Source organism: Citrobacter freundii complex sp. CFNIH2, assembly GCF_002880615.1.
GTDB lineage: Bacteria > Pseudomonadota > Gammaproteobacteria > Enterobacterales > Enterobacteriaceae > Citrobacter_A > Citrobacter_A amalonaticus_F.
Map to the genome: position 1 here is coordinate 1,096,280 of NZ_CP025757.1, position 17,274 is coordinate 1,113,553.

General features: G+C 54.9%; 12 protein-coding genes, 2 tRNA genes and 4 other RNA genes. 8 read left to right on the forward strand and 10 right to left on the reverse strand.

Going from position 1 to position 17,274, the window contains the following annotated elements; all coding sequences use genetic code 11:
* Positions 1 to 130 precede the first annotated feature (130 nt).
* Positions 131 to 1,522 (forward strand): NarK family nitrate/nitrite MFS transporter, encoded by a 1,392-nt coding sequence (locus tag WM46_RS05625; protein WP_061077705.1) that lies wholly within the window; start codon positions 131 to 133, stop codon positions 1,520 to 1,522.
* Positions 1,523 to 1,583: 61 nt separating this feature from the next.
* Here the strand turns inward: WM46_RS05625 and WM46_RS05630 are convergent, their stop codons facing one another.
* Positions 1,584 to 3,923: a patatin-like phospholipase family protein gene (locus WM46_RS05630; protein WP_187394450.1), complete on the reverse strand. Its 2,340-nt coding sequence runs from the start codon at positions 3,921 to 3,923 to the stop codon at positions 1,584 to 1,586.
* 353 nt (positions 3,924 to 4,276) lie between these two features.
* On the opposite strand from WM46_RS05630, the gene WM46_RS05635 reads away from it, so the two are divergent.
* Genes WM46_RS05635 through narI form a run of 4 tightly spaced genes read left to right on the forward strand, consistent with a single transcriptional unit; the run spans position 4,277 to position 10,936 of the window.
* Entirely contained in the window at positions 4,277 to 8,020 is a 3,744-nt protein-coding gene (locus WM46_RS05635; RefSeq protein ID WP_102601684.1) for a nitrate reductase subunit alpha, read from the forward strand.
* Positions 8,017 to 9,552: a nitrate reductase subunit beta gene (gene narH / locus WM46_RS05640; RefSeq protein ID WP_044327858.1), complete on the forward strand. Its 1,536-nt coding sequence runs from the start codon at positions 8,017 to 8,019 to the stop codon at positions 9,550 to 9,552. The genes WM46_RS05635 and narH overlap by 4 nt, the downstream gene beginning before the upstream one ends.
* Positions 9,549 to 10,259, forward strand: coding sequence for a nitrate reductase molybdenum cofactor assembly chaperone (gene narJ, locus WM46_RS05645; RefSeq protein WP_061077702.1), 711 nt, complete (start codon positions 9,549 to 9,551; stop codon positions 10,257 to 10,259). The genes narH and narJ overlap by 4 nt, the downstream gene beginning before the upstream one ends.
* On the forward strand, positions 10,259 to 10,936 hold the full coding sequence (gene narI, locus WM46_RS05650; protein ID WP_046481052.1) for a respiratory nitrate reductase subunit gamma: 678 nt from the start codon (positions 10,259 to 10,261) through the stop codon (positions 10,934 to 10,936). Before narJ ends, narI begins: the two co-directional genes overlap by 1 nt.
* Here the strand turns inward: narI and WM46_RS05655 are convergent.
* Positions 10,930 to 11,829, reverse strand: a complete 900-nt coding sequence (locus tag WM46_RS05655) for a DMT family transporter (RefSeq protein ID WP_102601685.1) — start codon at positions 11,827 to 11,829, stop codon at positions 10,930 to 10,932. The two genes, narI and WM46_RS05655, sit on opposite strands and share 7 nt — an antisense overlap.
* 107 nt (positions 11,830 to 11,936) lie before the next feature.
* Here WM46_RS05655 and WM46_RS05660 point away from each other — a divergent pair, with 107 nt between their 5' ends.
* Positions 11,937 to 12,380 (forward strand): Lrp/AsnC family transcriptional regulator, encoded by a 444-nt coding sequence (locus WM46_RS05660; RefSeq protein WP_102601686.1) that lies wholly within the window; start codon positions 11,937 to 11,939, stop codon positions 12,378 to 12,380.
* A 204-nt stretch (positions 12,381 to 12,584) separates the two neighbouring features.
* Here WM46_RS05660 and WM46_RS05665 read toward each other — a convergent pair.
* The 8 genes from WM46_RS05665 to WM46_RS05700 form a co-directional block, all read right to left on the reverse strand.
* Positions 12,585 to 12,715: non-coding RNA, RtT sRNA (locus tag WM46_RS05665), on the reverse strand.
* Positions 12,716 to 12,760: 45 nt separating this feature from the next.
* A non-coding RNA gene (locus WM46_RS05670) (RtT sRNA) lies at positions 12,761 to 12,891 on the reverse strand.
* A gap of 45 nt (positions 12,892 to 12,936) precedes the next feature.
* A tRNA-Tyr gene (locus WM46_RS05675) sits at positions 12,937 to 13,021 on the reverse strand.
* Positions 13,022 to 13,056: 35 nt separating this feature from the next.
* Positions 13,057 to 13,187, reverse strand: a non-coding RNA gene (locus tag WM46_RS05680) — RtT sRNA.
* 45 nt (positions 13,188 to 13,232) lie between these two features.
* Positions 13,233 to 13,317 (reverse strand) — tRNA-Tyr (locus tag WM46_RS05685).
* A 24-nt stretch (positions 13,318 to 13,341) separates the two neighbouring features.
* Positions 13,342 to 13,484: non-coding RNA, RtT sRNA (locus WM46_RS05690), on the reverse strand.
* Between the two features lie 171 nt (positions 13,485 to 13,655).
* On the reverse strand, positions 13,656 to 14,498 hold the full coding sequence (gene purU / locus WM46_RS05695) for a formyltetrahydrofolate deformylase (protein WP_061077699.1): 843 nt from the start codon (positions 14,496 to 14,498) through the stop codon (positions 13,656 to 13,658).
* Between the two features lie 55 nt (positions 14,499 to 14,553).
* Entirely contained in the window at positions 14,554 to 15,009 is a 456-nt protein-coding gene (locus tag WM46_RS05700; RefSeq protein WP_102601687.1) for a YchJ family protein, read from the reverse strand.
* 111 nt (positions 15,010 to 15,120) lie between these two features.
* On the opposite strand from WM46_RS05700, the gene rssA reads away from it, so the two are divergent.
* Together rssA and rssB are read left to right on the forward strand one after the other, a co-directional pair.
* Entirely contained in the window at positions 15,121 to 16,029 is a 909-nt protein-coding gene (rssA, locus tag WM46_RS05705; protein WP_061077697.1) for a patatin-like phospholipase RssA, read from the forward strand.
* 92 nt (positions 16,030 to 16,121) lie between these two features.
* Entirely contained in the window at positions 16,122 to 17,135 is a 1,014-nt protein-coding gene (rssB, locus tag WM46_RS05710) for a two-component system response regulator RssB (protein WP_102601688.1), read from the forward strand.
* Positions 17,136 to 17,274 lie beyond the last annotated feature (139 nt).

Consider the following 17,274-nt stretch of genomic DNA (forward strand, 5'->3'; position numbering starts at 1 on the left):
ATCCTACTCACTTAGGGTGATCATGATTTTTTCGTTGTGATATCGACAACTTTTCCTTTGATTTATATCAACTTACCTCGCGCTGTAAACCCTAATGTTGCAGGCATCGAATCGAGTATCAGAGGTGTCTATGAGTCACTCATCCGCCCCGGAAAGGGCATCTGGAGCTGTAATCACAGAATGGCGGCCGGAAGATCCGGCATTCTGGGCACAGCGGGGTCATCGTATCGCCAGTCGCAACCTGTGGATTTCCGTCCCCTGTCTGCTGCTGGCGTTTTGCGTCTGGATGTTGTTCAGTGCTGTTGCGGTGAATCTGCCGAAAGTCGGTTTCAACTTTACCACTGAACAGTTGTTTATGCTGACGGCGTTACCGTCGGTCTCCGGCGCGTTATTACGTGTGCCTTACTCCTTTATGGTACCGGTCTTCGGCGGCCGTCGCTGGACCGCGTTCAGTACCGGGATCCTGATTATTCCGTGCGTCTGGTTAGGGTTTGCGGTGCAGGATACGTCCACACCGTTCAGTACCTTTATCCTGATCTCCCTGCTTTGCGGTTTTGCCGGCGCAAACTTTGCCTCCAGTATGGCGAACATCAGCTTCTTCTTTCCAAAGCAGAAGCAGGGCGGTGCGCTGGGGCTGAACGGCGGTTTGGGAAATATGGGCGTCAGCGTGATGCAACTGGTTGCGCCGCTGGTGGTCTCGCTGTCGATCTTCGCTGTCTTTGGCAGTCACGGCGTTGAGCAGCCGGATGGTTCTCAACTGTATCTGGCGAATGCCGCATGGATCTGGGTACCGTTCCTCGCCTTCTTCACGCTGGCGGCCTGGTTTGGTATGAACGAACTGGCGACCTCAAAAGCATCACTAAAAGAGCAATTGCCGGTTCTCAAGCGCGGTCACCTGTGGATCATGAGCCTGCTCTATCTGGCGACATTCGGCTCGTTCATTGGGTTTTCCGCAGGTTTTGCGATGCTGTCAAAGACCCAGTTCCCGGAGATTCAGATCCTGCATTATGCATTTTTTGGTCCTCTGGTCGGCGCGCTGGCGCGCTCTGCGGGCGGGGCGATCTCTGACCGCTTAGGCGGGACTCGTGTCACGCTGGTGAACTTCGTGCTGATGGCGATTTTCAGCGGCCTGCTGTTCCTGACCTTACCGACCAACGGCACGGGCGGCAATTTCATTGCCTTCTTCGCGGTCTTCCTTGCCTTGTTCATGACGGCCGGACTGGGCAGCGGTTCCACCTTCCAGATGATCTCCGTTATCTTCCGTAAGCTGACGATGGATCGCGTGAAGGCTGAAGGCGGCTCTGAAGAGAAAGCGATGCGCGAAGCGGCGACCGATACGGCGGCAGCGTTAGGCTTTATCTCTGCGATTGGGGCGATTGGCGGCTTCTTTATCCCGAAAGCGTTTGGTACCTCGCTGGCCTTAACCGGCTCACCGGTTGACGCGATGAAAGTCTTCCTGATCTTCTATATCGCCTGTGTGGTTATCACCTGGTTGGTATACGGACGACATTCGAAAAAATAAAAACAGCAGTCATGTATTCCCCATTGCGCGGCGTTAGACCGCGCTTTTTTTTATCCGCGCTTCAGAGCAACATTTCCCGGTTAATGGCGCTGCCAGCCTGAAACCCCAACTGATGATACGCTTCCCACTGTGCTTCATCGAAGAACTGATCGCCGGTCGTTTGCTGCGGAAAATCGCTGTGCCGCCCGGCGTAGCTGAGCGTATCGAGCCCCATTCCTTTCAGCGAGTGTGGCTTCACGATGATGAGCGTGCCCGGCAACACCGGCTGCCCATTGCAATGGGGATAGATAATCTTCGCCCTGAGCAATGGGGGCAGTTCACCGCCTTTCTGCAACTGAGCTAATGAGGTGAAGTGTGGTGAGTGGGCGGCATGAAATACGATGTCGATGCCGTAATCAATACGCGCTTTGCGTACCAGATTTTCCAGATCGTCGAACTGACGTTTGGGGTCGGCGCCGCAGTCTGCCACGACAATGGTCTTCAAATTCCTTTTCAGCAACGGATAGACCCCCGTATTTTCAAAATGTCCGCCATCTGACAAAAACCAGTATTTGCTGTTGCGGCCAGGAAAACGGGCAAACATTTCGGCAAATAGCGCCGGAACGGCAAAGGGGGGCGGTTTCTTCGTCGTCGCCGTTTCCTTTACCGGGCATAAATTTTTCGACCAGTAGCCCAGTCGACCACCTATCACGAAAAGCAGAAATGCCAGACCTGGCGCGGTGCGGGAGCCCATCCCCGTCGCGGCGGCGGCGCCTGAAATCGCAATCCAGTGCGACAGGGTCGCGTCCTTCATGTTGACGACAGGTCCAGGCAGGCGGGTGCCAGTTTCTACACCTAACGCGCTGAGCGTTAAGGCGATCCCTTTACGATCGGCGTTGTAATTCCCCGTGCGATCGTCAACGGTCTGGTTAATACAGCAGGTGATGAGGTGAATCGGACCGCCTTGCCTGTGCGGGGCGTATTTATTGAAATGAATATCGTCGCCGGGCAGGTGATCGGTGACACGATGGATATCATTCAGTTTTCCGGACGGTTTGCTGTCGAGGGGATTGTCTGCGAAGCGTTTATTTTTTCCGCCGCCATAGTTGGCCACCGACAACCAGGCGCGCTCGAGTCGCGAACGATATAAGTTATGCAGCGAACTGAGATTCAGAAACGGTATGAGGATCTTCCCATAGCAAAAGAGGGCGAATATCCCCGCAATCCCCAGCGTCAGCATTGCAGGCAGCCAGGCCAGCATGGTTTGACTGATATTCAGTGTATGGGCTTTACACAGTAAAAAATCAATTTCCGCCGCGCACACGGTCAACAGGGAGAAAATCATAATGACGAAGCCTAAAATATCCGCCAGTTGCAACAGGCTGACGGATACCACCGGGCTTTTATTGGCTAACGAGGTCGCCAGTAATTTGAGGGGGCGCAATTCCCAGATGATTTTTACCCCGGCAACCACGGTAGGCGGGACGATAAGCAGGGAACTGTGAAAGCGCAGGTATAACGCCCATCCACCGCAGTAAATCAACCACAAAAGTAAAACGGCCAGTGCCAGGGTCAGACTGCGGGTTAATGCCAGCGTAAGTCGTTGCCTGAATTGCGCGACATTTTTCCCGGGACAACCGATCGCCAGCGCGATAGCGATAATATTAATCAATCCCAGGGCTCCCGTGACGAACAGGGAATCATTGAAATCGGTCTGCTCCGCGTACTGACACATCATAAAATAGATACCGGCTGCGGCGGCAACGGTTAGGATAAACCCGACCGTCAGGTCAAGGAGAAAGGGCCATTTTGACAGCGTTAACCAGTAAGTGATCGCCATCCAGGCACTGAACGCGAGGGGCACGGCCAGCGTCATAAGCCATTGCTGTTTTGCGGCAGGAAGCAGTGCCAGACGAAGATCCAACGGGCCCTGCAACGCTAAATTCACGGAAATCGCAATACCCGCGATCGCGATACATAACAGTGTGACCAGAAATAACGCCGCCACGAATGAACGAAGTATTTGCGCAATGCCCAACGAGGTATCCCGCATGCCAGCCGGGATCAGGTAGCGACCATTATTGCGCAGCCACGCCAGTAAAATGGTGTCATCCCGGGCAAGCGCGTCCTGTACGGCGACGGGGTCTTTATTTTTCTGATAGAGTCGACCCAGCATACCGCCTAAATATCCGCCGCCGGAAACGGTAGAAAGATAGTCAAAGTGAATGAGCAATTTATTTTTCGCCAGCGCTCGCACTACCCCCAGACAAAACGTCGCGCTGCGGATCCCGCCACCCGAAAGCGCCAGTCCAATTGTCGCTGACTGCGCCTGATATTCTTCAGGAAGTTGAGCCCGGCGCGTATTTACGGCATCACGTTCCTTAGTTAATTCATCCAATAAACTCGCTGTCTTATCGCTCATTTTTTCACCTGCATCTGAAGTGCGTGAAGAGATAATGTGAATGTAGGTGAAGAAATAAATAATGAGGCTCATACGCAATTCTGAATGACAGCGGAATATGTACCACTTAATAACTATTTGCCGCAGCGTAAATCAGAGGCATTAAACGAATCGATTAAAATGCCTTTAAAAACATAAAGTTAAAAAATAGAAAACCGTACCACTTTGGTGGCATCCTCCTGATGGCCTGCCTGAAACAACCTTGCCGCTCTTGATCGTTATCAATTCTCACGACCTTTCAGAGCGTTACCTTCGCTCTCAATCAAGCAATGTCGATTTATCAGAGAGCCGTCAGGCTCCACAGGAGAGAACCGATGAGTAAATTCCTGGACCGGTTTCGCTACTTCAAGCAGAAGGGTGAAACCTTTGCCGATGGGCACGGCCAGCTTCTCGAAACCAACCGGGACTGGGAGGATGGATATCGCCAGCGTTGGCAGCACGATAAAGTTGTGCGCTCAACCCACGGGGTTAACTGCACCGGCTCATGTAGCTGGAAAATCTACGTTAAAAACGGTCTGGTAACCTGGGAAACCCAGCAAACCGACTACCCACGTACCCGTCCGGACATGCCAAACCACGAGCCACGAGGCTGCCCGCGTGGTGCCAGCTACTCCTGGTATCTCTACAGTGCTAACCGACTGAAATACCCGCTGATGCGCAAACGTCTGATGAAGATGTGGCGTGAGGCGAAGAAACTGCACAGCGATCCGGTTGACGCCTGGGCTTCCATCATCGAAGACGCCGATAAAGCCAAAAGCTTCAAACAAGCGCGTGGCCGGGGTGGTTTTGTCCGTTCTTCCTGGCAGGAAGTGAATGAGCTGATTGCCGCGTCTAACGTCTATACCGTGAAAACGTACGGCCCGGACCGCGTGGCGGGTTTCTCGCCGATCCCGGCGATGTCGATGGTCTCCTATGCGTCCGGCGCGCGTTATCTCTCCCTGATTGGCGGCACTTGCCTGAGCTTCTACGACTGGTACTGCGACCTGCCACCGGCGTCTCCGCAGACCTGGGGTGAGCAGACCGACGTGCCGGAATCCGCTGACTGGTACAACTCCAGCTACATCATCGCCTGGGGATCTAACGTTCCGCAGACCCGTACGCCGGATGCTCACTTCTTTACTGAAGTCCGCTATAAAGGCACCAAAACCGTTGCGGTAACGCCGGACTACGCTGAAATCGCCAAGCTGTGCGACCTCTGGCTGGCGCCGAAGCAGGGCACCGATGCGGCGATGGCGCTGGCAATGGGTCACGTCATGCTGCGTGAATTCCATCTCGACAATCCGAGCCAGTACTTTACCGACTACGTGCGTCGCTACACCGACATGCCGATGCTGGTCATGCTGGAAGCGCGCGACGGTTACTATGCCGCGGGTCGCATGCTGCGCGCGGCTGACCTTGTGGATTCACTGGGTCAGGAAAATAACCCGGAATGGAAAACCGTTGCCATTAACAGCAATGGCGACATGGTTGCGCCGAACGGCTCGATTGGTTTCCGCTGGGGTGAGAAAGGCAAATGGAACCTCGAGCAGCGCGACGGTACGACCGGTGCCGAGACAGAGCTGCAACTGAGTCTGCTGGGTAGTCAGGACGAGATCGCCGAGGTAGGCTTCCCGTACTTCGGCGGTGAAGGCACAGAGCACTTCAATAAAGTAGAACTGGAAAACGTGCTGCTGCACAAACTGCCGGCTAAACGCCTGCAACTGGCAGACGGCACGACGGCGCTGGTTACCACCGTGTATGACCTGACAATGGCTAACTACGGTCTGGAACGCGGTCTGAATGATGCCAACTGCGCCACCAGTTATGACGACATCAAAGCGTATACCCCGGCGTGGGCAGAGCAAATTACCGGCGTGCCGCGTGCGCAGATCACCCGCATCGCGCGGGAATTTGCCGACAACGCGGATAAGACGCACGGTCGTTCGATGATCATCGTCGGTGCCGGTCTGAACCACTGGTATCACCTCGACATGAACTATCGTGGCCTGATCAACATGCTGGTGTTCTGTGGCTGTATCGGCCAGAGCGGCGGTGGCTGGGCGCACTATGTCGGCCAGGAAAAACTGCGTCCGCAGACCGGCTGGCAGCCGCTGGCGTTTGCCCTTGACTGGCAGCGTCCGGCACGTCACATGAACAGTACGTCGTACTTCTACAACCACTCCAGCCAGTGGCGCTATGAGACGGTTACCGCGCAGGAACTGCTGTCACCGCTGGCGGACAAATCGCGCTACAGCGGTCACCTGATTGATTTCAACGTGCGTGCTGAGCGCATGGGCTGGCTGCCGTCCGCACCGCAGCTTGGCACCAACCCGTTGACTATCGCCGAAGAAGCGAAGAAAGCCGGGATGACACCGGTGGATTACACCGTTAAGTCACTGAAAGAAGGTTCGATTCGTTTCGCCGCCGAACAGCCGGAAAACGGCAAAAACCATCCGCGCAACCTGTTCATCTGGCGCTCCAACCTGCTGGGCTCATCCGGTAAGGGGCATGAATACATGCTGAAATACCTGCTGGGGACCGAAAACGGGATCCAGGGGAAAGATCTGGGTCAGCAGGGCGGCGTGAAGCCGGAAGAAGTGGAATTGCAGGACAACGGTCTCGACGGCAAGCTGGACCTGGTGGTGACGCTGGACTTCCGTCTGTCGAGCACCTGTCTGTACTCCGATATCGTGCTGCCAACGGCGACCTGGTATGAAAAAGACGACATGAATACCTCGGATATGCATCCGTTTATTCATCCGCTGTCCGCCGCCGTTGACCCGGCATGGGAATCGAAAAGCGACTGGGAAATCTACAAAGCTATCGCGAAGAAATTCTCAGAAGTCTGCGTGGGGCACCTCGGGAAAGAGACGGACGTGGTCACGCTGCCGATTCAGCACGACTCCGCCGCCGAACTGGCGCAGCCGCTGGACGTGAAGGACTGGAAAAAAGGCGAATGCGACCTGATTCCGGGCGTCACCGCGCCACACATTATGACCGTTGAACGCGATTATCCTGCGACGTATGAACGCTTCACCTCTATCGGCCCACTGATGGAGAAAATCGGTAACGGCGGTAAAGGGATCGCCTGGAATACCCAGAGCGAAATGGACCTGCTGCGTAAGCTTAACTACACCAAGGCGGACGGCCCGGCGAAAGGTCAGCCGATGCTCAACACCGCCATTGATGCGGCAGAGATGATCCTGACCCTGGCGCCGGAAACCAACGGCCACGTGGCGGTGAAAGCCTGGGCGGCGCTCAGCGAGTTTACCGGGCGCGACCATACGCATCTGGCGACGAACAAAGAAGAGGAAAAAATCCGCTTCCGCGATATCCAGGCGCAGCCGCGTAAGATCATCTCCAGCCCAACCTGGTCCGGTCTGGAAGACGAACACGTCTCGTATAACGCGGGCTATACCAACGTACACGAGCTGATCCCGTGGCGCACGCTGACCGGTCGTCAGTCGCTGTATCAGGATCACCAGTGGATGCGTGATTTCGGCGAAAGCCTGCTGGTTTACCGTCCGCCTATCGACACCCGTTCGGTGAAATCGGTGATGGGCGAGAAGTCCAACGGTAACCCGGAAAAAGCGCTCAACTTCCTGACGCCGCACCAGAAGTGGGGGATCCACTCCACCTACAGCGACAACCTGCTGATGCTGACCCTGTCACGCGGCGGTCCGATTGTGTGGATGAGTGAAACCGACGCCAAAGAGTTGGGCATTGAAGATAACGACTGGATCGAAGTGTTCAACAGCAACGGCGCCTTAACGGCGCGTGCGGTGGTAAGCCAGCGTGTTCCGGCCGGGATGACCATGATGTATCACGCGCAGGAACGTATCGTGAACCTGCCAGGGTCTGAAATTACCCAGCAGCGCGGCGGGATCCATAACTCGGTGACCCGTATTACGCCGAAACCGACCCATATGATCGGCGGCTATGCGCAACTGGCCTACGGCTTTAACTACTACGGCACCGTCGGTTCAAACCGTGATGAATTTGTTGTGGTACGTAAGATGAAGAACATTAACTGGTTGGATGGCGAAGGCAATGACCAGGTACAGGAGAGCGTAAAATGAAAATTCGTTCACAAGTCGGCATGGTGCTGAATCTCGATAAGTGCATCGGCTGCCACACCTGTTCTGTGACCTGTAAAAATGTCTGGACCAGCCGCGAAGGGATGGAATACGCCTGGTTCAACAACGTTGAAAGCAAGCCTGGCGTAGGTTTCCCGAATGACTGGGAAAACCAGGAGAAATGGAAGGGCGGCTGGATCCGTAAAATCAACGGCAAACTGCAGCCGCGTATGGGGAACCGTGCGATGCTGCTCGGTAAAATCTTCGCCAACCCGCATCTGCCGGGGATTGACGACTATTACGAGCCGTTTGACTACGATTACCAGAACCTGCACAACGCGCCGGAAAGTAAGCACCAGCCGATCGCCCGTCCACGCTCGCTGATTACCGGCAAGCGGATGGACAAAATCACCAGCGGTCCGAACTGGGAAGAAATTCTGGGTGGCGAATTTGAAAAACGCGCCAAAGACCAGAACTTCGAAAACATGCAGAAGGCGATGTACGGCCAGTTTGAAAACACCTTCATGATGTATCTGCCGCGCCTGTGCGAGCACTGCCTCAACCCGGCGTGCGTGGCGACCTGCCCGAGCGGCGCCATCTACAAGCGTGAAGAAGACGGCATCGTGCTGATCGACCAGGATAAGTGCCGCGGCTGGCGGATGTGTATCACCGGCTGTCCGTACAAAAAGATCTACTTCAACTGGAAGAGCGGGAAGTCCGAGAAGTGCATCTTCTGCTACCCGCGCATCGAAGCCGGTCAGCCGACCGTCTGTTCCGAAACCTGCGTGGGCCGTATCCGCTATCTCGGTGTACTGCTGTATGACGCAGACGCGATTGAGAGCGCGGCGAGCACCGAGCACGAAAAAGATCTGTATCAACGCCAACTGGATGTGTTCCTCGATCCGAACGACCCGGCGGTCATCGAACAGGCGCTGAAAGACGGTATTCCGCTGAGCGTGATTGATGCCGCACAGCAGTCGCCGGTTTATAAAATGGCGATGGACTGGAAGCTGGCGCTGCCGCTGCATCCGGAATATCGCACGCTGCCGATGGTGTGGTATGTGCCGCCTCTGTCCCCGATTCAGTCGGCGGCGGATGCGGGCGAACTGGGTAGCAACGGTATTCTGCCGGACGTCGACAGCCTGCGTATCCCGGTTCAGTACCTCGCTAACCTGCTCACCGCAGGCGATACCCAGCCGGTACTGCTGGCGCTGAAACGTATGCTGGCGATGCGTCACTACAAACGTGCGGAAACCGTTGACGGTAAAGTGGATACCCGCGCGCTGGAAGAGGTAGGTTTAAGCGAAGCGCAGGCACAGGAAATGTACCGCTACCTGGCGATTGCCAACTACGAAGATCGCTTTGTGGTGCCGAGCAGCCATCGTGAACTGGCACGTGATGCGTTCCCGGAGAAAAGTGGTTGTGGCTTTACCTTCGGCGACGGTTGCCACGGTTCTGACACCAAATTCAACCTGTTCAACAGCCGCCGCATTGACGCCATCGATGTGACCAGCAAAACGGAGCCGCACCAATGATTGAACTCGTCATTGTTTCGCGTCTGCTCGAGTACCCGGATGCTGCCCTGTGGCAGCATCAGCAGGAACTGTACGATGCACTCGCGTCATCTGAAAATCTTGATAAAGAGGATGCGCATACGCTCAGCGTTTTCCTGCGTGATTTAACCGCGCAGGAGATGCTGGATGTGCAGGCCAACTACAGCGAACTGTTTGACCGCGGTCGGGCAACCTCGCTGCTGTTGTTCGAACATGTCCACGGTGAGTCCCGCGACCGTGGTCAGGCGATGGTTGACCTGATGGCGCAGTATGAGCAGCACGGTTTACAGCTCGACAGTCGCGAATTGCCAGACCATCTGCCGCTGTACCTGGAATATCTGGCTCAGTTGCCGAAGAGCGAGGCGTTGGGCGGGTTGCAGGATATCGCCCCGATTCTGGCGTTGCTGAGCGCGCGTCTGCAACAGCGTGAAAGCCGCTATGCGGTGCTGTTCGATCTGTTGCTGAAGCTGGCGAATGCGGCGATCGACAGTGACAAAGTCGCCGAAAAAATTGCGGATGAAGTTCGCGACGATACGCCGCAAGCACTCGATGCGGTCTGGGAAGAAGAGCAGGTGAAATTCTTTGCCGATCAGGGCTGCGGCGAGTCTGAAATCTCCGCTCACCAGCGTCGTTTTGCTGGCGCCGTTGCGCCGCAATATCTGAATATCACCACCGGAGGACAGCAATAATGCACTTCCTGAATATGTTCTTCTTTGACATCTATCCGTACATCGCCGGGTCCGTATTTCTGATTGGTAGCTGGTTGCGTTATGACTACGGTCAGTACACCTGGCGCGCCGCGTCCAGCCAGATGCTGGATCGCAAGGGGATGAACATGGCATCAAACCTGTTCCACTTCGGGATTCTGGGGATCTTCGCCGGCCACTTCCTCGGCATGCTGACGCCGCACTGGATGTATGAAGCCTGGCTGCCCATTGACGTGAAGCAGAAGATGGCGATGATCGGCGGCGGTGCGGCGGGTCTGATGTGCCTCGTCGGCGGCGTGCTGTTGCTCAAGCGTCGTCTGTTTAGCCCACGCGTGCGGGCGACGACCACCGGCGCCGATATCCTGATCCTTTCGCTGCTGGTGATCCAGTGCGCGCTGGGACTGTCGACCATTCCGTTCTCCGCCCAGCATATGGACGGCAGCGAAATGATGAAACTGGTGGGGTGGGCGCAGTCTGTGGTGACCTTCCACGGTGGCGCATCTGCGCATCTGGAGGGTGTGGCGTTTATCTTCCGTCTGCATCTGGTGCTGGGGATGACGCTGTTCCTGCTGTTCCCGTTCTCCCGCCTGGTGCACATCTGGAGCGCGCCGGTCGAGTACCTGACGCGCAAATACCAGATTGTTCGCGCCCGTCACTGATGGGTGGCTTTCCCAGAAACCTCGCATTCGCGGGGTTTTTTTTCGCCCCAGCCGAGGTTATTGCCTGCCGCCGCAAACAGAATTAACGCGCCACCGGCCAGTTGTGTCGCGTTAAGCGAATGACCAAACACCACGTTATCGACGACGATCGCCACCACCGGATAAATAAAGGATAACGAACCGGTAATCGGCGTGGGCAATTTCTGAATGGCGCTGTACAACAACTGGTACATGATGCCGGTGTGAACAATCCCCAGCGTAAGCAAGATACCCCACGGGGATGCGCTGGAGAGCGCCGGGAAGTGGGCCAGCGGCAAGAGCATGATCACCCCCGTCAGCACCTGAATAAAGGCAATATGCTGTGGCGCGATGCTTTTCAGTCTGCGGGTAATGATCGCCGTCAGAGCGTAAAAGAAGGCGGCGCCGAGTGCGAGGGCCACGCCGGTTAACCAGGCCGCGGAATGGCCTCCGGTCAGTTCACCCGATAATAAAATGACCACGCCACCAAAGGCGAGGAACAGCCAGCCCCATTTCACCGCACTGACTCGCTCGCCCATTAGCATTCCCATCATCACCAGCATAAAGGGCTGGGTGTTATACACTACGGTCGACAGGCCGATCGAGATGCGCGCATAGGCGGCAAACAACAGCAACCAGTTTACGACCAGCGCGATGCCGCCCAGAATTGCCAGCCCCAGCGTGACGTTGGTCAGCGGGCTAAACGGTTGTTTGCTGATACGGATAAAGAGAAACAGCGCGATAGCCCCAATCAGGCAGCGCCAGAAAACCACGTCAGTAACCGGCAGGCCGGAAAGTAACACAAACGCGCCGATTGAACCGGAAATTACCATTGCCAGGCTCATTTGCCAGACACCTTGCTGAAGTTCACGCATCACACACCTCCTGATTGAAGGCTCTATTTTCGAAAAAGGGTGTTCGCTTTTACAGCACTGATATAAGGTGAAATGCGTGAATGACTTTTTATTCTTAGGAAAAATCGATGAATGACCTTATTGATGAAATCGATCGACGGATCGTGGCGTGTCTGGTAGAAGATGCGCGGATGTCGTTAAAGGTATTGAGTGGTCGGGTAGGGTTAACTTCACCGAGCACCGCTGAACGTGTGAAACGCCTGGAGGAGCGCGGCGTCATTCAGGGGTATGGCGCGCAGGTGAACCTGACGGCGCTGGGGTATACCTTGCAGGCGCTGGTACGGGTTCGGCCTTTACCGGGGTTGCTTCATAAAGTGGATAAATACATTCAGGCGATGCCTGAATGTATTGAAAGCGACAAAGTGACCGGCGAGGATTGTTTCATCATCCGGCTGGTGGTGCGCACCATCGATCAACTCGATACGCTGCTTGATGGACTTTCCGAGCATGCGCAGTGTAATACATCGATCGTGAAAAGCTCGCCGGTGAAGCGCAGATTGCCACCGATGTAGCGTTTTGCCGGGTGGCGGCGATGCCTTACCCGGCCTACGATCGCGGGCTGTCTGCATGGATATTTGTAGGCCCGGTAAGCGGAGCGCCACCGGGCAACAGGCTTACGCTCGAATCGAACCTTAATCGACGCTTCTCATCCTTCCCCGCATGGGCAGAATATAGAGCAATGTGGATTGATTTGGCTAAGGTGCAGCAGAAGAGGATGGTGGTGGGGGAAGGATTACTCGGCGCGTTGCGCCTCGCCCTTTGGGTCGTTGCCTGCGGCAACGCGTTCTCGCTACGCTCGAATCGAACCTTTGTCGAAGCTTCTCGTCCTTCCCCGCATGGGCAGAATATTGGGCAATGTGGATTGATTTGGCTAAGGTGCAGCAGAAGAGGATGGTGGTGGGGGAAGGATTACTCGGCGCGTTGCGCCTCGCCCTTTGGGTCGTTGCCTGCGGCAACGCGTTCTCGCTACGCTCGAATCGAACCTTTGTCGAAGCTTCTCGTCCTTCCCCGCATGGGCAGAATATTGGGCAATGTGGATTGATTTGGCTAAGGTGCAGCAGAAGAGGATGGTGGTGGGGGAAGGATTCGAACCTTCGAAGTCGATGACGGCAGATTTACAGTCTGCTCCCTTTGGCCGCTCGGGAACCCCACCAGGGGTAAATATTGTGTCAGAACTCACAGCGTGAATGGTGGTGGGGGAAGGATTATTCGTCGCTTCGCTCCTCACCCTTCGGGCCGTTGCCGTTGGCAACGTTCTCTCGCTTTCGCTCGAGCCGAACCTTAATCGAAGGTTCTTACCTTTCCCCGACAAGCGCAAACTTTTGCATTGCTCATCGAGTTAACTACATCTCTGTAGTGAATAATGGTGGTGGGGGAAGGATTCGAACCTTCGAAGTCGATGACGGCAGATTTACAGTCTGCTCCCTTTGGCCGCTCGGGAACCCCACCACGGGGTAAAAATATTGCGTGCATTCGATAACAGGGAAGGATTACTCGGAGCTAAAGCTCCTCACCCTTCGGGCCGTTGCCGTTGGCAACGTTCTCTCGCTATCGCTCGAGTCGAACCTTTGAAGTCGATGACGGCAGATTTGCAGTCAGCTCCCTTATGATCGCTCGGGAACCCCACCACGGGGTAATGCGTTTTACTGGCCTGCTTCCATTTCGGGAAGCGGGGCGCATCATATCAAATGATGCGCCCCTGTAAAGCATTCCGGTGAGAAAAATAAACTGGTTGTCTGATTTTTACCCGCAAAGGCGTAAAGGTAACCAATTCATTTCTCAGTCGATTAAAGAATAATCGTCCGGTTGCCGTACACAAACACGCGCTGGGCAAGCACCTGATACAACGCGCGGCTCAGAACGTTCTTTTCGACGTCGCGCCCGGCGCGCATCATGTCTTCCGCCGTGTAGGTGTGATCCACATGAATGACGTCCTGCATGATGATCGGACCTTCGTCCAGATTGTCATTCACGTAGTGCGCCGTCGCGCCGATGATCTTCACCCCGCGCTCATAAGCCTGGTGATAAGGGCGGGCGCCGATGAACGCCGGCAGGAACGAGTGGTGAATATTAATAATCTGGTTCGGGAAGCGCGCTACAAATTCCGGTGTCAGCACACGCATATATTTCGCCAGCACCACGTAATCCGGTTGGTGCGCGTCAATCGCGTCCGCCATCTTCTGATCGTGCTCTTCGCGGGTTAAGCCTTCGTGACTGACCAGTTCGAAAGGAATTTCAAAACGTTCGACCAGCGAACGCAGCGTTTCGTGATTACCAATCACGGCGGCGATATCCACATCCAGACCGCCATAGTTGGCTTTCATTAACAGATCGCCCAGACAATGCGCTTCTTTGGTGACCAGAATCACCACGCGACGACGCCCGGCGGGATTTAACTCGCGAATAGAGCCTTCCGGTAAGGCGCTGTCCAGATCGGCCAGCAGCGTGGAGTCGTTAAAAATGCCTTCCAGCTCGGTACGCATGAAAAAACGACCGGTGCGGTGGTCTACAAACTCATTGTTCTGCACGATATTCAGTTCATGCTTGTAGCAAATATTCGTAATGCGCGCGATAAGCCCCTTCTGGTCAGGGCAGATGGTACGAAGCACTTTTCGTTGTAAAGAATGCATTGCAGCGGTAATCCTGTTGATGATGTTTGCTGAGTGAATACTGTCGGGCAGTTGACTAGCCGCAGCATTTTTTAAATTTTTTACCTGAGCCACAAGGGCAGGGGTCGTTGCGTCCAAATTGCGGGCGTGTACCATCGATATAGTACCACTGACCGTTTTCTTTTAAAAAACGAGAACGTTCAATGATCGCCCCCGATTTTCCGTGTTCACGAAAACGGGCGACAAAACTGACGTAGCCGGTGTTGTCCGCTTCAGACACGGTGTGTTCGAAAACGGTCAGCCCCAGCCATTCGGTTGTGGCAAATCCGGCACTGATCTCATCCCGGAAACGGGCCGCGTGACAGGCCGAATGCCAGGTTCTGATCAAATAATCTGCGTCTTTCATCACAAAAGCGCAGTAGCGCGAACGCATGAGGTGCGATGGATCGGGTGCGACTTGCTCGCCAGACAGATATCGCTGGCAACATAGGCTATACTCGACTGCGCTACCACAGGGACAAAGCTGAGACACAAAAAACTCCCTGATAAAAAAACGGCGTATAAAAAAGCCTGGGTAGCACTATGTTAACTGAGCGTTGGAGATGTTGCTACGCCCGTAAGCCAGGGGAAGTTTGTCGGTCAAATGAGAAAAATGAAAATAGGTCTGGCGCTAGGCTCAGGTGCTGCGCGAGGCTGGTCCCATATTGGTGTCATCAAAGCCCTCAAACACATGGGCATTGATGTTGATATCGTCGCTGGGTGCTCCATCGGTTCGCTGGTTGGTGCCGCCTACGCCTGTAATAAATTGCCCGCGCTTGAAGAGTGGGTCTGCTCGTTCAGCTATTGGGATGTCCTGCGCCTGATGGATCTTTCCTGGCGTCGGGGCGGACTGTTGCGCGGCGAGCGCGTCTTTAATCAATATCGCAACGTCATGCCCGTGGCTGAAATTGAACAGTGCAGCCGTCGGTTTGCGACGGTGGCGACCAATCTCAGCACGGGGCGTGAACTATGGTTTACGGAGGGCGATCTCCATCTTGCCGTTCGCGCCTCCTGCAGTATTCCCGGCCTGATGTCTCCCGTTGCCCACAATGGCTACTGGCTGGTGGATGGCGGCGTTGTTAACCCGGTTCCTGTCTCACTGACCCGCGCGCTGGGTGCGGATATTGTGATTGCCGTCGATCTGCAACACGACGCACATCTGATGCAGCAGGATCTGTTGTCGTTGAACGTCAGCGATGACGGTCCGGAGGGGAGCGATGACGGACTTTCCTGGCATGCGCGCCTGAAAGAACGGCTGGGCAATATTACCGCGCGCCGCGTGGTGACGGCGCCTACCGCGATGGAAATCATGACCACCTCGATTCAGGTGCTGGAAAATCGCCTGAAGCGTAATCGCATGGCGGGCGACCCACCGGATATCTTAATCCAACCGTTCTGTCCACAAATCTCCACCCTGGATTTTCATCGCGCCAGCTCTGCCATAGAAGCAGGGCGATTAGCGGTAGAGAAAAAGATGGACGAGCTTTTGCCTCTGGTGCGTGCCGGCGTTTGACGCACCATTTTTAACTACACTTAAGCATATTCTGACAGGCGTGTGTGGCAATAGCATGCCACTATTGAGTAAAGCCAGTCAGGGGAGAGAACATGACGCAGCCATTGGTCGGAAAACAGATTCTAATCGTTGAGGACGAGCCGGTTTTCCGCTCGCTTCTGGATTCGTGGTTTTCCTCATTGGGAGCGACAACAGCACTGGCGGGCGATGGCATAGAAGCACTGGAGCGTTTAGCTGATTTCACGCCCGATCTCATGATTTGCGATCTTGCGATGCCAAGAATGAACGGTCTCAGTCTGGTGGAGCATTTGCGTAATCGCGGTGACCAGACGCCGATTCTGGTGATCTCGGCGACAGAAAATATGGCGGATATTGCCAAAGCTTTACGTCTTGGCGTAGATGACGTCCTGCTGAAGCCGGTGAAAGACCTGACCCGACTGCGGGAAACCGTGTTTGCCTGCCTGTATCCGAATATGTTTAATTCCCGTGTTGAAGAAGAAGAGCGCCTGTTTCGCGACTGGGATGCGATGGTGGACAATCCTGCCGCCGCCGCCAAATTGCTTCAGGAACTTCAGCCTCCGGTGCAGCAGATTATTTCGCATTGCCGGGTCAATTACCGACAGCTGGTTTCGGCGGATAAACCTGGACTGGTGCTGGATATCGCACCGCTTTCGGATAACGATCTCGCATTTTATTGTCTGGACGTTACCCGGGCCGGCGACAACGGTGTGCTGGCGGCGTTACTCCTACGGGCGTTATTTAATGGCCTGTTGCAGGATCAACTCGTGCATCAGAATCAGCGTCTGCCGGAACTGGGGGCATTATTGAAACAGGTCAACCATCTGCTTCGCCAGGCCAATTTACCCGGACAGTTTCCACTATTGGTCGGTTATTATCACAGTGAGCTTAAAAATCTGATTCTGGTTTCTGCCGGACTCAATGCGACATTAAATACCGGATCGCATAATGTGCAGATCAGTAACGGCGTTCCACTGGGAACATTGGGTAATACCTACCTTAACCAAATTAGCCAACGCTGTGACGCCTGGCAGTGCCAAATTTGGGGGGCGGGAGGTCGGCTGCGTCTTATGTTGTCTGCGGAATGAACAATCGGGAGGGCGGATGCAAATTGCCGTATCTGCCTTTCTCTGCGGGTGTTACTATCTGCGCCAGTCTTATACGTATTTATCTTAATTATACGAACACGCATCCTTTTCGGACCTGAGGCTTGTGTCAGTCCTGATA